This window comes from Streptomyces sp. NPDC050423 (assembly GCF_040655445.1).
Taxonomy (GTDB): Bacteria; Actinomycetota; Actinomycetes; order Streptomycetales; family Streptomycetaceae; genus Streptomyces.
The window spans coordinates 205,844-221,468 of record NZ_JBFAJY010000005.1; the positions used below are offsets into that span (position 1 = coordinate 205,844).

Sequence of the window (15,625 nt, forward strand, 5' to 3'; positions counted from 1 at the left end):
GCTGATGGCTGTCCACACCAGCCAGTCGGTGGCTGAGGCCGCGGGCGACGACGTCGTCGCCCGCGGCCGGAGCCGCGGTACTGGCAACCCCCCACCGCCGAGCAGGCTCCGGCGGGCACTGTCGACCCACTGGTACGCCTGGACCATGGTCGCCCCGGTCATCGTCGTGATCGGCGTGATCATCGGGTATCCACTGGTCCGTGGCATCTACTTGTCACTGACCGACGCCAACGAGCGCAACGTCGAACGGTCCATCGGTGTCAACCACATGCCCGCCACGTACAAGTTCGTGGGCCTGGACAACTACGCCGACGCCCTCACCGGCGACCAGTTCCTCGGCACGCTCGGCTGGACCCTGGTGTGGACGGTCTCCTGTGTGGCCATCACCTTCAGCCTCGGCATGGCGCTCGCCAACATCCTGAACCGCCGGATCGCCGGGCGTTCCGCGTACCGGATGGCGCTCATCCTGCCCTGGGCCATCCCCGGCTTCGTCTCCGTCTTCGCCTGGCGCTTCCTCTACAACGAGGACCGCGGGCTGCTCAACAAGATCCTCTCCGGCGCCGGGATCGACGGCATACCGTGGCTGAACGACCCCACCTGGGCGAAGCTCTCGGTCATCGCCGTCAACGTCTGGCTCGGGGTGCCGTTCATGATGGTCGCCCTCCTCGGCGGCCTCCAGTCCATCCCCAGCGAGCACTACGAGGCCGCCGAGATGGACGGCGCCACCGCCTGGCAGCGCTTCCGCCACATCACGCTGCCCGGACTGCGTCCCGTCTCCACGACGGTAATCCTGCTCTCCACCATCTGGACCTTCAACATGTTCCCGGTGATCTTCCTGCTGACCCGCGGCGGACCCGGCGACGCCACCCAGATCCTGGTCACCCAGGCGTACAAGTTCTCCTTCGAGATCAGCCCGCGCGACTTCGCGCAGTCCTCCACCTGGGGCGTACTGATCCTCGTGCTCCTGCTGATCTTCGCCGCCGTGTACCGGCGAGTCCTGCGCACCCAGGGAGACGACTGGTGACCACCATCCCCACCGCGCGGCACTCCGCGCCCAAGGCCAGGATGCGCGACGAGCGTTCACCGCTGGCCTCCACCGCCCTGCACCTGACGCTCATCGTCGCGTCCGTGATCGCGGTCTTCCCTGTCCTCTGGGTACTGCTCACCTCGCTGAAGCCCGTCGCCTACGCGACCACCACGGACTTCTTCAAGGACACGACGTTCGAGAACTACACGAACCTGCTCCAGAACACGAAGTTCCTGACCTGGTTCGGCAACTCGCTGCTCGTCGCGGGGCTCACCACGCTCCTCGGCGTCATCATCTCCGCCTCCACCGGCTACGCCGTCAGCCGCTTCCGCTTCCCCGGCAAGCGCGGACTGATGTGGACGCTGCTGATCACCCAGATGTTCCCGGTCGCCGTCCTCATCGTGCCGATCTACAACATCATGGCGGGCATGGGGCTGCTCAATAAGCCGGCCGGTCTGGTCATCACCTACCTCACCATCTCGGTGCCGTTCTGCGCCTGGATGATGAAGGGCTTCTTCGACACCATCCCGCGCGAGATCGACGAGTCGGGGCAGGTCGACGGACTCACCCCGTTCGGCACGTTCTGGCGGCTCATCCTGCCGCTGGCCAAGCCCGGACTCGCCGTCACCGCGTTCTACTCCTTCATCACCGCATGGGGTGAAGTGGCGTACGCCTCCGCCTTCATGGTCGGCGAGGACAACCTCACGCTCGCGGGCGGACTCCAGCTGTTCGTCAACCAGTACGGGGCCCAGTGGGGTCCGATGACCGCCGCGTCCGTGCTGATCGCGATACCCGCGGCCCTGGTCTTCCTGTTCGCGCAGAAGCACCTCGTCACCGGCATGTCCGCCGGAGCCGTCAAGGGCTGACGGCCACACGGCACGACCGTACGACCCGCACGCACCAGTCACGGTGGCGCCGGCATCCCGACCCGGTTCCGGCGCCACTCCCCACCCAGACACCCCAGGGACGACATGACCCAGCACCTCGCTGCCCCCTCCACCGGCACGTCCACCGACGCCCCGGGCCACCGCACCGGCTGGTGGCAGGACGCGGTGATCTACCAGGTCTATCCGCGCAGTTTCGCCGACGGCAACGGCGACGGCATGGGCGATCTCGCAGGCGTCACCGCCCGGCTCCCGTACCTCAGGGACCTCGGCGTCGACGCGGTGTGGCTCAGCCCCTTCTACGCGTCCCCGCAGGCCGACGCCGGGTACGACGTCGCCGACTACCGGGCCATCGACCCGATGTTCGGCACGCTGCTGGACGCCGACGCCCTGATCCGGGACGCCCACGACCTGGGCCTGCGGATCATCGTCGACCTGGTGCCCAACCACTCGTCCGACCAGCACGAGTGGTTCAAGCGCGCGCTCGCCGAGGGCCCCGGCTCCGCCCTGCGCGACCGCTACCACTTCCGCCCCGGCAAGGGCACCGACGGCGAACTCCCGCCCAACGACTGGGAGTCCATCTTCGGTGGACCGGCCTGGACCCGGACCACCGACCCGGACGGCACGCCCGGCGACTGGTACCTCCACCTGTTCGCGCCCGAGCAGCCGGACTTCAACTGGGAACACCCGGCCGTCGCCGACGAGTTCCGCTCGATCCTGCGCTTCTGGCTCGACATGGGCGTCGACGGCTTCCGGGTCGACGTCGCCCACGGCCTCGTCAAGGCCGAGGGCCTGCCCGACCTGGGCACGCACGACCAGTTGAAGCTGCTGGGCAGCAGTGACGATGTACTGCCCTTCTTCGACCAGGACGGCGTGCACGCGATCTACCGCAGCTGGCGCACCATCCTCGACGAGTACCCCGGCGATCGCGTCGCGGTGGCCGAGGCCTGGACCCCGACCGTCGAGCGCACCGCCAACTACGTGCGCCCCGACGAGATGCACCAGGCCTTCAACTTCCAGTACCTGGCGACCTCCTGGGACGCTCAGGCGCTGCGTGACGTCATCGACACCTCGCTGAACGCGATGCGCCCGGTCGGCGCCCCCACCACCTGGGTGCTCTCCAACCACGACGTCACCCGGCACGCCACCCGGTTCGCCAACCCGCCCGGCCTCGGCACCCAGATCCGTACCGCGGGCGACCGCGAGCTGGGCCTGCGCCGGGCCCGTGCGGCCACGCTGCTGATGCTGGCGCTGCCCGGCTCCGCCTACGTCTACCAGGGCGAGGAGCTCGGCCTGCCCGACGTCACCGACCTGCCCGACGAGGCCCGCCAGGACCCGTCGTTCTTCCGCGCCGACGGCCAGGACGGCTTCCGTGACGGCTGCCGGGTGCCGATCCCGTGGACCCGCGAGGGCAGCTCGTACGGCTTCGGCGAGGGCGGCAGCTGGCTGCCGCAGCCCGCGGGCTGGGGCGAGCTCAGCATCGAGGCCCAGACCGGCACGGCCGGCTCCACCCTGGAGCTGTACCGGTCCGCGATCGCCGCCCGCCGGGCGCACCCCGGACTCGGCGCGGGCACCGCGGTGGAGTGGCTGGACGCCCCCGATGGTCTGCTGGTCTTCGCCCGCCCCGGCTTCGCCTGCACCGTCAACACGACGGGCGCCGCCGTCCGCATCCCCGTACGCGGCACCGTCCTGCTGTCCAGTGAGCCGGTCACCACCGACGGCGCCGAGATCGAGCTGCCGGCCGACACCACGGTGTGGTGGACGGTTTGACCGTCCCCCCGCCCAGAGTCGGCAGCGCGCTGAGGCTCTCCGACATCGCCGGGCAGGCCTCGGTCAGCGAGGCGACCGTCAGCCGGGTGCTCAACGGCAAGCCGGGCGTCGCGGACACCACGCGTCAGCGGGTGCTCGCGGCGCTCGACATCCTGGGCTACGAGCGCCCGGTACGGCTGCGGCAGCGCAGCGCCGGACTCATAGGACTGGTGACACCCGAACTCACCAACCCGATCTTCCCGGCGTTCGCGCAGTGCGTCGAACAGGTCCTGGCGGGTCACGGCTACACGCCGGTGCTCTGCACCCAGCTGCCCGGCGGCGCCACCGAGGACGAACTCGTCGAGCAGCTCGTCGAACGCGGCGTCGGCGGCATCGTCTTCCTCTCCGGACTGCACGCCGACACCTCGGCCGACCCGGCGCGCTACGCCGCGCTGACCGACCGCGGTGTGCCGTTCGTCCTGATCAACGGCTACAACGAACGGATCAGCGCCCCGTTCGTCTCGCCCGACGACACCGCGGCCGTGCGGATGGCCGTGGGGCACCTCGCCGAACTCGGCCACCGCCGGGTCGGCCTGGCGATCGGGCCGCAGCGCTACGTGCCGTCCCGCCGCAAGCGGGACGGTTTCGTGGACGCCGCGGTCTCCCTGCTCGGCCTGGACCGTGCCGAGGCCGAACTCCTGGTGTGCTCAACGCTGTTCAGCGTCGAGGGCGGCCAGGTGGCGGCCGGCGCGCTGCTCGACCGCGGGTGCACGGGGATCGTCTGCGGCAGCGACCTGATGGCGCTGGGCGCGGTGCGCGCGGCCCGGGACCGCGGCCTCGACGTGCCGCGCGACGTGTCCGTGGTCGGCTTCGACGACTCGCAGCTGATCGCGTTCACCGACCCGCCGCTGACCACGGTCCGCCAGCCCGTACAGGCGATGGCGGCGGCCGCGGTGGGCGCACTGCTGGAGGAGATCGGCGGAAGTCCCGTACAGCGCACGGAGTATGTGTTCCAGCCGGAACTGGTGGTGCGGGGGTCGACGGCGGCGGTGGCGTCGGCGGTGCGCGGAGCCTGACGCCGGCCCCCGGCGGACCCCGTCGGGGGCCGGGAGGCAGGGCTTCGGCGTAGTCGATTCGCCGGCTGTGTGAGGCATCCCTCTCCCGTCCTGGCGCCGGCGACCCGGGAAGGCCGACCATGTGGACATGACCTCCTCGCCCCGCCCGTTGTACGCCGGCGGCCGACCGGATCCGAAAGGCGGGACCACCGCGCTCGGTGGAGAGTCCGCTCCCGGCCGCGGGTACCTGCTGGACAACGCGCGCGCCGAGGCGGGCGAGCGATTCGTCTGGCTGGCCGAGCTGTTCGACGGTGTGACGCGCGGGCACTTCGACCGACTGGGGTCGGGGCCGGCTCGCGCTGCTGGGAAGTGGGGGCCGGTGGCCCCGGTATCCCGGAGGCGCTCGCGGCGGCCGTCGGCCAGGCCGGCTTGGCGGATGTCGCCGCGGCGGGCTCCTTCCCGGTCGGCGGGCCGGCCTGCGACCGGCTGGAGGCGGCGACCATCCGGCACGTGCGCGGCGAGCTGCTCGCGGCCGGCCTGGCCGACGACGCCCAGATCGACGCGCACCTGGCCGCCATCCACGCGGGCGGACTCGACCTGACACTCGCGCCGCTGATCTCGGCCTGGGGACGCCGTCCAGCCGAACACCCTGCGGTACTCGGGTAGGTGCGGATCCAGACGGGAGCTATCCGCGTTTCCCGAGATCGGCATCGATCTCGTACCTGTTGAAGGAGCGAGGCCACCGCGTCCGCAGGTTCACCGCCGTGAGCGCGACTTACCGATCACGCTGCCGAGTCCCGTCCCGACCACCACGGGGACGACGATGTCGAAGGGCCCCGGCAGTGGACTGGACGCGATGAATACGCCGATGACCACGATGCCGCCCAAGAGGATTTTCCAGCGGTAGCGGGGCGGACCATCAGTCCCGGTGTTTCCTTTTCGCATGTCGTTCAGTGTGCGCTGCAGTCCCGGAGTGACACCTGCGTGCGCGAAGCTCGTCAGTCCCACGGACCGCGGCCGTGCACGGGCGCACAGGAGAGGCACCGGGAGTCGGCCCTGAATGGGCCCGCGGGGAGTGGATGACTCCGGGTGCCTCTCTTGTCCGTGACCGGCCCGGCCGGCCGGGCGCGTGGGGCCCGGGGTTACGGGACCCCCGGCCGACCGGACCGGAGTCGGGAGAAACGTAACAGGCTGCAATGTTTTGCGTAAGAGCTTGCAGGAAGAAATCTGCGGTATTTCGGCCGTGTGAGCGGGGTGTGTCCAAAGGGTTGACCGGGGCCTGGTGGGCTCGTACGGTCTCCCCGCGGCAAGGTTTGCATTCTTGCAGCAAGAACATTCAGGAGCCTTGAGGGCAGGGCGCGTTGCCGGACGAGGCTGCACCGTCACCCGCATTTCCCCCACCGCAGGAGGAAAACATGGCCAGCAGACCCTTGTCTGCCGCGCTCGCCCTGATAGCGGGCGCCGCCGCCCTCGTGGTCCCCGCCACGAGTGCCCAGGCCGCCACACCGGGCACCAAGGACGTCACCGCGGTTCTCTTCGAGTGGAAGTTCGACTCCGTCGCCAAGGCGTGCACGGACTCCCTCGGCCCGGCCGGCTACGGCTACGTACAGGTCTCGCCGCCCCAGGAGCACATCCAGGGCGGGCAGTGGTGGACCTCGTACCAGCCGGTCAGCTACAAGATCGCCGGACGGCTCGGCGACCGCGGCTCGTTCGCCAACATGGTCAGCACCTGCCACAGCGCGGGCGTGAAGGTCGTCGCCGACTCCGTCATCAACCACATGTCGGCGGGCTCGGGCACCGGCACCGGCGGCTCCTCGTACTCGAAGTACGACTACCCCGGTCTGTACTCCGCACCGGACATGGACGACTGCACCGCGCAGATCAGCAACTACCAGGACCGCTACAACGTCCAGCACTGCGAACTCGTCGGCCTGGCCGACCTGGACACCGGTGAGGACTACGTACGCGGCAGGATCGCCGGATACCTGAACGACCTGCTCTCGCTCGGAGTCGACGGCTTCCGCATCGACGCGGCCAAGCACATCCCCGAGGACGACCTCGCCAACATCAAGTCCCGGCTGAGCAATTCCGGTGCCTACTGGAAGCAGGAGGCGATCTACGGAGCCGGCGAGGCCGTCTCGCCCGACGAGTACGCCGGCACCGGGGACGTCCAGGAATTCCGCTACGCCCGCAGCCTCAAGCAGGTCTTCAACAACGAGAACCTCGCCAACCTGAAGAACTTCGGTGAGGGCTGGGGCTTCATGTCCTCCTCGAAGGCCGCGGTCTTCGTCGACAACCATGACACCGAGCGCAACGGCGAGACGCTGAACTACAAGGACGGCGCCAACTACACGCTCGCCAGCGTGTTCATGCTGGCCTGGCCCTACGGTTCGCCCGACGTCCACTCCGGCTACGAGTGGTCCGACAAGGACGCCGGTCCGCCCAACGGCGGCACGGTCAACGCCTGCTACAGCGACGGCTGGAAGTGCCAGCACGCCTGGCGCGAGATCTCCTCCATGGTCGGCTTCCGCAACACCGCCCGCGGTGAGTCCGTCACCAACTGGTGGGACAACGGCGGCGACCAGATCGCCTTCGGCCGCGGCTCCAAGGCGTATGTCGCGATCAACCACGAGGGCTCCTCGCTGAGCCGTACCTTCCAGACCTCGCTGCCCGCCGGCGACTACTGCGACATCCAGTCGGGCAACGGCGTCACCGTCAACGGCTCCGGCCAGTTCACCGCCACGCTCGGCGCCAACACGGCCCTCGCCCTCCAGACCGGCGCCCGCACCTGTTCCGGTGGCGGCACCGGTCCGACGGACCCGACCGATCCCGGTACGGGCACCTCCGGCGCCTCCTTCGGCGTCAACGCCACCACCCAGCTCGGCCAGAACATCTACGTCACCGGCAACCAGTCCGCCCTCGGCAACTGGAACCCCGACGCCGCGCTGAAGCTGGACCCGGCCACGTACCCGGTCTGGAAGCTCGACGTGAGCCTGCCCGCCGGTACGTCGTTCGAGTACAAGTACGTCCGCAAGGACGCGAGCGGCAACGTCACCTGGGAGAGCGGTGCCAACCGCACGGCCACCGTGCCCTCGTCCGGCAAGGCCGCGCTGACCGGTGACGTCTGGCGCGGCTGACGTCCCGCCCGTGGGCCGCGCGGTCCCCGGCCGCGCCGTGTCCTCAACCGCCGGACGGGCCGAATGGGCCCGTCCGGCCCCGCACCCGTACCCCTTCTAGGAGAACCCGAGTGATACGTCCGTCCCCGCGCGTGCCCGCGCGAAGAGCGGCGCCCGCCGTCGTCGTCGCGGCCGCCCTGTGCGCGGCCCTCGTGCCCGCGCTGCCCGCCGCCGCGGCCAGGCCGCCCGCCGCGCCGTCGGACGCCAAGCTGGCCGCACAGCCCGCCCGCCACGATCTGACCCGTGAGCAGTTCTACTTCGTGATGCCCGACCGGTTCGCCAACGGCGACACCGGCAACGACCGGGGCGGGCTGACCGGCTCCCGGCTGGAGACCGGGTACGACCCCACCGACAAGGGGTTCTACCAGGGCGGCGACCTCAAGGGGCTGACCGGCAGGCTCGACTACATCAAGGGGCTCGGCACCACCGCGATCTGGCTCGCCCCGATCTTCAGGAACCGGCCCGTCCAGGGCACCGGCAAGGACGCCTCGGCCGGTTACCACGGCTACTGGATCACCGACTTCACCCAGGTCGACCCGCACTTCGGCACCAACGCCGACCTGACGAAGCTGATCGACAAGGCCCACGGCAAGGGCATGAAGGTCTTCTTCGACGTCATCACCAACCACACCGCCGACACCGTCGACTACGCCGAGAAGACGTACGGCTACAAGCCCAAGGGCGCCTACCCGTACCTCGACCGGAACGGCCGCCCCTTCGACGACGCCGCGGGCATGGCGAAGGTGGACGCCGACTCCTTCCCGTACAAACCGGTCACCACCGGCGGCAAGACGCCGTCCTGGCTCAACGACCCGACGATGTACCACAACCGCGGTGACTCGACCTATGCCGGCGAGTCCACCACGTACGGCGACTTCTCCGGGCTCGACGACCTGTGGACCGAGCGGCCCGAGGTCGTCTCCGGCATGGAGAAGATCTACGAGAAGTGGGTCCGCGACTTCGACATCGACGGCTTCCGCGTCGACACCGTCAAACACGTCGACCTGGACTTCTGGACCCAGTGGGCGACCGCGCTCGACACGTATGCCGCCAAGCACGGGCGCAAGGACTTCTTCATGTTCGGCGAGGTCTACTCCGCCGACACCGCGATCACCTCGCCCTACGTCACCCAGGGCCGGCTCGACGCGACACTCGACTTCCCCTTCCAGGAGGCGGCCCGCCAGTACGCCTCACAGGGCGCCCCGGCCTCGAAGCTCGCCGCCGTCTTCGCGGACGACTACCGGTACACCACCGACAAGGCCAACGCCTACGAGCAGGTGACCTTCCTCGGCAACCACGACATGGGCCGCATCGGCACCTTCCTCAAGCAGGACAACCCCGAGGCCGGTGACGCGGAGCTGGTGAAGCGGGCCCGGCTGGCCAACGAGGTGATGTTCCTCAGCCGCGGCAACCCGGTCGTCTACTACGGCGACGAGCAGGGCTTCACGGGCGCCGGCGGCGACAAGGACGCCCGCCAGACCATGTTCGCCTCGAAGACCGCCGACTACCTCGACGACGACGAGCTGGGCACCGACCGCACCCACGCCTCCGACGCCTACGACACCGGGCACCCCATCTACCGCTCCATCGCCGCGCTCTCCGAGCTGACCAGGAAGCACCCGGCGCTGCGGGACGGCGTCCAGACCGAGCGGTACGCCGAGGGCTCCGTCTACGCCTTCTCCCGCACGGACCCGGCGCACAGCAACGAGTACGTCGTCGCCACCAACAACGGCACGGCCGCGAAGACCGTCGAGCTGCCCACCGAGTCCGCCCGGACGGACTTCCGCACCCTGTACGGCGGTTCCGGTACGGTCCGCAGCGGCGCCGACCAGAAGATCAAGGTCACGGTCCCGGCCCTGTCCAGCATCGTGCTCCGCGCCGGGAAGCCGCTCGGCGCCCCCGCCGCCAGGCCCGCGATCTCCCTGAAGGCACCGGCCGCCGGAGCCACCCGCACCGTCGAGCTGACCGCCGACGTGCACGGCGGCTCCCTCGACCGGGTCGTCTTCGCCGCCCAGCAGGGCAACGGGAAGTGGACCACGCTCGGTTCCGCCGACCACGCCCCGTACAAGGTCACCCAGACCATCAGCGACGCGACCGCCGCCGGAACGCCCCTGCGCTACAAGGCCGTTGTGGTCGACCGTGCCGGGCGCACCGCAAGCGCCCTCGCCTCCTCGACCGCCGGACAGGCACCCGCCCCGGCGAAGCCCGTGGCCGTCGAACGCGACTACGCGGTCATCCACTACAAGCGCGCCGACGGCGACTACGACGGCTGGCAGGCCAGGTCCGGCGACACCACCGCGGACTTCACCGGGCGGGACGCCTACGGCGCCTTCGCCTGGATCAAGGTGCCCGAGGGCGCCGACTCGGTCCCGTACACCGTTGGCAAGAGCGGCACCGCAGACGGGCCGGAGCGCTCCGTCGACCTGGCCACGACCGGACAGGTCTGGATCGCGCAGGGTGAGGACGGCCAGTCGGCCACCGCCCCCGACGGCGCCTACCCGCCGCAGGACACCGGCAAGGCCGTCCTGCACTACTACCGGGCCGACGGCGACTACGACGGCTGGGGGCTGCACACCTGGACCGGCGCCAAGGAGCCCACCGACTGGGCCAAGCCGCTCCAGCCGGTGAAGAAGGACGCCTCCGGTCTCACCTTCGAGGTCCCGCTCACCGACGGGGCCACCTCGCTCAGCTACATCCTGCACCGGGGCGACGAGAAGGACCTGCCCAGCGACCAGTCCCTCGACATCGCGAGCAACGGCCACGAGGTGTGGATGCTCGGCGGCACGGCCGGCTATCTGCTGCCCCAGACCGGCGGCGCGCCCACCCTCGACCTCGCCAAGGCCGAGGCGCAGTGGATCGACTCCGACACCGTCGTCTGGAAGGTGAAGACCACCGGCGCGACCAGCCAGCAGCTCGTCCACGCGAAGAACGGCGGCATCTCCGTCGTCGACGGCGCACTCTCCGACGAGGGCCAGTGGCTGCGGCTCAGCCCGTCCGCGCTGACCGACGCGCAGAAGGCGAAGTACCCGCACCTCAAGGACTACCCGGCGTTCACCGTGGACGCCCGTGACCGGGACAGGGTCCGTGACGCCCTGCGCGGCCAGCTGATCGCCACCCAGCGCGCGGCCAACGGCGCCCTGCTCGCCGCCACCGGCGTACAGAGCGCGGGGGTGCTCGACGACCTCTACGGGAAGCGGGCGAGCAGCGCCTCGCTCGGACCGGTCTTCCGGCACGGCACCCCGACGCTGTCCGTCTGGGCGCCCACCGCCCGCACCGTCTCGCTCGAACTCGGCGGCCGTACCGTCCCGATGCGGCGCGACGACCGCACCGGCGTCTGGTCGGTCACCGGGAAGCGGGACTGGAACGGCAAGCCCTACCGGTACGTGGTGAAGGTCTGGGCGCCCACCGTCCACAAGCTCGTCACCAACAAGGTCACCGACCCCTACTCCACCGCGCTGACCACCGACTCCGCCCGGAGCCTCGTGGTCGACCTCGATGACGGCAAGCTCGCGCCGAAGGGCTGGAGCGGGCTGCGCAAGCCCGCCGCGGTGCCGCTGCGGAACGCCCGGATCCAGGAGCTCCAGATCCGCGACTTCTCGATCGCGGACCCCACGTCCAAGCACCCCGGCGAGTACCTCGCCTTCACCGACACCCGCTCCGACGGGATGAAGCACCTCAAGCAGCTCGCCGACTCCGGCACCGGCTACGTCCACCTGCTGCCCGCCTTCGACATCGGCACCATCCCCGAGAGGAAGAAGGACCAGCAGAGGCCGGCCTGCGACCTGTCCGTCTACGCCCCCGACTCCGCGGAGCAGCAGGCCTGCGTGGCGAAGACCGCCGCGAAGGACGCGTTCAACTGGGGCTACGACCCGCTGCACTACACCGTCCCGGAGGGCAGTTACGCCTCCGACCCGGACGGCACCCGGCGCACGGTCGAGTTCCGGCAGATGGTGCAGGGGCTGAACGGCGCCGGTCTGCGGACCGTCATGGACGTCGTCTACAACCACACCGTCGCCTCCGGCCAGGACGACAAGTCCGTCCTCGACCGGATCGTGCCCGGCTACTACCAGCGGCTGCTGGAGGACGGCACCGTCGCCACCTCCACCTGCTGCGCCAACACCGCGCCCGAGAACACCATGATGGGCAAGCTCGTCGTCGACTCGGTCGTCACCTGGGCCAGGCAGTACAAGGTCGACGGCTTCCGCTTCGACCTGATGGGACACCACCCCAAGGCCAACATCCTGGCCGTCCGCAAGGCCCTCGACGCCCTGACGGTCGCCAAGGACGGCGTCGACGGGAAGAAGATCATCCTGTACGGGGAGGGCTGGAACTTCGGTGAGATCGCCGACGACGCCCGCTTCGTCCAGGCCACCCAGAAGAACATGGCCGGCACCGGCATCGCCACCTTCTCCGACCGGGCCCGCGACGCGGTGCGCGGCGGCAGCCCGTTCGACGAGGACCCCGGTGTTCAGGGATTCGCCACCGGCCTCTACACCGACCCCAACACCTCCACCGGAAACGGTACGAAGGCCGAGCAGAAGGCCCGGCTGCTCCACTACCAGGACCTGATCAAGGTCGGGCTCACCGGCAGCCTCGCCGGCTACACCTTCACTGACAGCTCCGGCAGCACGGTCAAGGGCTCGGACGTCGACTACAACGGAGCCCCGGCCGGGTACGCCGCGGTCCCCGGTGACGCCCTCGCCTACGCCGACGCCCACGACAACGAGACGCTGTACGACACCCTCGCCTTCAAACTCCCGGCGGGCACCTCGGCAGCCGACCGGGCCAGATCGCAGGTCCTGGCCATGGCGACGGCCACCCTCTCGCAGGGCCCCTCGCTCTCCCAGGCGGGCACCGACCTGCTGCGCTCCAAGTCCCTGGACCGCAACTCCTTCGACAGCGGCGACTGGTTCAACGCCCTGCACTGGGACTGCCGCGCGGGCAACGGCTTCGGCCGCGGGCTGCCGCCCGCCGCTGACAACGAGGACAAGTGGCCCTATGCCAAGCCGCTGTTGACCAACGCCGCGATCAGTCCGGGGTGCGCACAGATCAACGGCGCCTCGGCCGCGTACCGGGACCTGCTCACCATCCGCGCCACCGAGAAGGACTTCGGCCTCTCCACCGCGGGGCAGGTGCAGTCCACCCTCTCCTTCCCGCTCTCCGGCAAGAACGAGACCCCCGGGGTGATCACCATGCGGCTGGGGAAGCTGGTGGTCGTCCTCAACGCCGCCCCCGGCGCCACCACTCAGAAGGTCGCCGCCCTGGCTGGAAAGAGCTACTCCCTGCACCCCGTCCAGGCTCGGGGCGCGGATCCTACCGTCAAGAAGTCGACGTACGAGCGGAGTTCGGGAAGTTTCACCGTCCCGGGGCGCACAGTGGCGGTGTACTCGTTGCGCTGACCACAACAGGTCTACCGTGAGGCCAGCCGCCGGGGAGAGCCGCACCACCGCACTCCCGGGCGCGCCCTCCACTCCACCCGGCCGGGTCCCGGCCCCCGCCCCGTACGCACCGGCAGCCGCACCGTCGGCCCCGCCGGTGCCGTACCGGGCGCGGGGACCGGGACCCGGCCTCTCCACCTGTTCAGCGACGGTGACGATGGTGAGCTACATCCCCGAGGAGACCACGAGCTTCGTCGGACGGAAGACGGAGCTGGGCCGGATCGAACGCGCCCTCGCCACCCGCCGGCTGACCACGCTCACCGGAGCCGGCGGGGTCGGCAAGACCCGGCTGGCAGTCCGCGCGGCCGGCCGCGCGGAACCCGGGTACCGCGACGGCGTCTGGTGGGCCGACCTCGCCCCGCTCCACGACGACGGACTGCTCCTCGCCACCGTCTCCGACGCGGTCGGGCTCAGCGACCACACCCTGCGGATGCCCATGGACGTGCTGTGCGAGTGGCTCGCCGACAAACAGCTGCTGCTCGTCCTGGACTCCTGCGAACACCTGCGCCCCGCCTGCGCCCATCTCCTCGGCGAGATCCTCACCACCTCACCCGGACTCACGGTGCTCGCCACCAGCAGACAGCCGCTCGGTATCAAGGCCGAGCAACTGGTCGAGGTGGAGCCACTGCCCGTCGACGGCGCCGCCGACGCCCTCACTCTGTTCCGGGACCGGGCCATCGCGGCCGCCCCGGGCACCGTGTTCCACGAGTCGGGCACCGCCGCGGCGGCCGCCGAGATCTGCCGCCGGCTGGAAGGCATCCCGCTCGCCATCGAACTCGCGGCGGCGGGTACCGGGCGGCACACCGTCGAACAGATCGCGCTGCGGATCGGCTCCCGCCTCGATCTGCTCTCCGACGCGTCGATCCGGCCGCAGCGCCACCGCACCCTGCGCACCGCCATCGGCTGGAGCCACGAACTGTGCACCCCGCTGGAACGGCTGCTCTGGGCCCGGCTGGCCGTGCTGCGCGGCGACTTCGACGAGGCCACGGCCCGCGAGGTCTGCACCGGGGGACCGCTCACCGGGGACGGGGACGGGGTCGGCACGGCACTGCGCGGGCTGGTGGCCAAATCGGTCGTCGTGCGCGACGGCCCGCGCCACCGGATGCTGGACACCATCCGTGAGTACGGCCGGATGTGGCTGGCCGAACTCGGCGAGGAACGCGCCGCGGCCGACCGGCACGCCGCCTGCTTCCTGCAACTGGCCCGCAACGCCCACGCGGGCTGGACCGGCGACGACCAGATCAGCTGGTACCACCGCATCGCCGACACGCACGCCGACCTGTGCGCGGCCCTTGACCACCTGCTCGCCCACGACACCACCGCCGCCCAGGAGATGGCCGGCCGGATCGGGTTCTTCTGGTGCTGCTGCGGCCACCTGCCGCAGACCCGCGGCTACGCGCAGCGCGCCCTGGACCTCGGCCCGGCACAGGGCCCGCACCGCACCCGGGCCCTGTGGGTGCTCGGGATGTGCGTGTTGCTCCAGGGCGACTACCCGGCCGCCGAGCGGATCGGTGCGGAATGCGTACGGGCGGCGGCTGCCGACGGGCCCGACGAAGGCATCCTCGCCGCCGCGTACCTGCGCGGCCTCACCCATCTCATGGTCGGCCGGCCCGATCTGAGCCTGCGCGAGGCGGACCGGGTGCTGCGCAGCACCGAGGCGCGCACCCCGCTCGAATCGGCCTACCGGCTGCGCTGCCACCTGATCATCGTCTTCGCCCTCACCAGCCTCGGCCGGCTGGACGAGGCCGCCGAGGCAGCGGTCGTCCTGCGCGCGGCCTGCGAGGCCATGGACGAATGCTGGACCCGCAGCTACGTCGACTACCAACTCGCGCTGATCGCCCTGCTCCAGGGCCGCGCCGACGCGGCCGCCGCGCACGCCAGGTCCATGCTCGCCGGCAAGCACCGGCTCCGCGACAGCTTCGGCATCGCGCTCGGCCTCGACATCCTGGCCGCCGCGGTCGCCGCCCAGGGGGAGGGTGCCCACGCCGCCCGGGTGTACGGCACCGGACAGCTCTACTGGCGGATGGTCGGCCACCCGCAGCGCGGCACCCCGGAGCTGGGCCCGCTGCGCGAGGCCTGCGAACGCCGGGCCCGCGAGGCCGTCGGCGACGCCGCCTACCAGCGGGCCTTCGAGCGGGGCCGGGCGGACAGCGCGGAAGCGGGCCTGGCGCTCGCACTCCACGGCGAACTGCTCACCTAGGTGTTCTGTCCATGGAGGTTGGTGACGGATCCCACGGCTTGGGGATCTTGAACGAGTGAGGGCCTTCCGGGTTCGGTGTGGATTGCGACATCTGCA

The 15,625-nt window shown here is 70.6% G+C and carries 8 protein-coding genes and 1 pseudogene; 8 read left to right on the forward strand and 1 reads right to left on the reverse strand.

Annotation, left to right across the window (positions count from 1 at the left end; genetic code table 11):
• Window positions 1-4: 4 nt before the first annotated feature.
• From AB0I52_RS06430 to AB0I52_RS06450, 5 genes and pseudogenes are all read left to right on the forward strand, one after another.
• A complete protein-coding gene (locus AB0I52_RS06430; RefSeq protein ID WP_363069488.1) occupies window positions 5-1,024 on the forward strand; it encodes a sugar ABC transporter permease in 1,020 nt (339 codons plus the stop codon).
• Window positions 1,025-1,065: 41 nt separating this feature from the next.
• A complete protein-coding gene (locus AB0I52_RS06435; RefSeq protein ID WP_363069524.1) occupies window positions 1,066-1,893 on the forward strand; it encodes a carbohydrate ABC transporter permease in 828 nt (275 codons plus the stop codon).
• A gap of 105 nt (window positions 1,894-1,998) precedes the next feature.
• Window positions 1,999-3,681 carry a glycoside hydrolase family 13 protein gene (locus tag AB0I52_RS06440; protein ID WP_363069490.1) on the forward strand — a complete coding sequence of 561 codons (1,683 nt, stop codon included), beginning with the start codon at window positions 1,999-2,001 and terminating at the stop codon, window positions 3,679-3,681.
• Window positions 3,666-4,736, forward strand: a complete 1,071-nt coding sequence (locus AB0I52_RS06445) for a LacI family DNA-binding transcriptional regulator (protein WP_363069492.1) — start codon at window positions 3,666-3,668, stop codon at window positions 4,734-4,736. Before AB0I52_RS06440 ends, AB0I52_RS06445 begins: the two co-directional genes overlap by 16 nt.
• A 226-nt stretch (window positions 4,737-4,962) precedes the next feature.
• Window positions 4,963-5,381: pseudogene (locus AB0I52_RS06450) on the forward strand (hypothetical protein).
• Between the two features lie 90 nt (window positions 5,382-5,471).
• On the opposite strand, the gene AB0I52_RS06455 reads toward AB0I52_RS06450, so the two are convergent.
• Entirely contained in the window at window positions 5,472-5,660 is a 189-nt protein-coding gene (locus AB0I52_RS06455) for a hypothetical protein (protein WP_363069494.1), read from the reverse strand.
• A gap of 470 nt (window positions 5,661-6,130) precedes the next feature.
• Between AB0I52_RS06455 and AB0I52_RS06460 the strand changes: the two genes are divergently transcribed.
• From AB0I52_RS06460 to AB0I52_RS06470, 3 genes are all read left to right on the forward strand, one after another.
• On the forward strand, window positions 6,131-7,852 hold the full coding sequence (locus tag AB0I52_RS06460; RefSeq protein ID WP_363069496.1) for a carbohydrate-binding module family 20 domain-containing protein: 1,722 nt from the start codon (window positions 6,131-6,133) through the stop codon (window positions 7,850-7,852).
• Window positions 7,853-7,962: 110 nt separating this feature from the next.
• Window positions 7,963-13,290, forward strand: a complete 5,328-nt coding sequence (gene pulA, locus AB0I52_RS06465) for a pullulanase-type alpha-1,6-glucosidase (protein WP_363069498.1) — start codon at window positions 7,963-7,965, stop codon at window positions 13,288-13,290.
• 196 nt (window positions 13,291-13,486) lie between these two features.
• Window positions 13,487-15,529, forward strand: coding sequence for a regulator (locus AB0I52_RS06470; RefSeq protein WP_363069500.1), 2,043 nt, complete (start codon window positions 13,487-13,489; stop codon window positions 15,527-15,529).
• The last annotated feature ends 96 nt before the right edge of the window (window positions 15,530-15,625 follow it).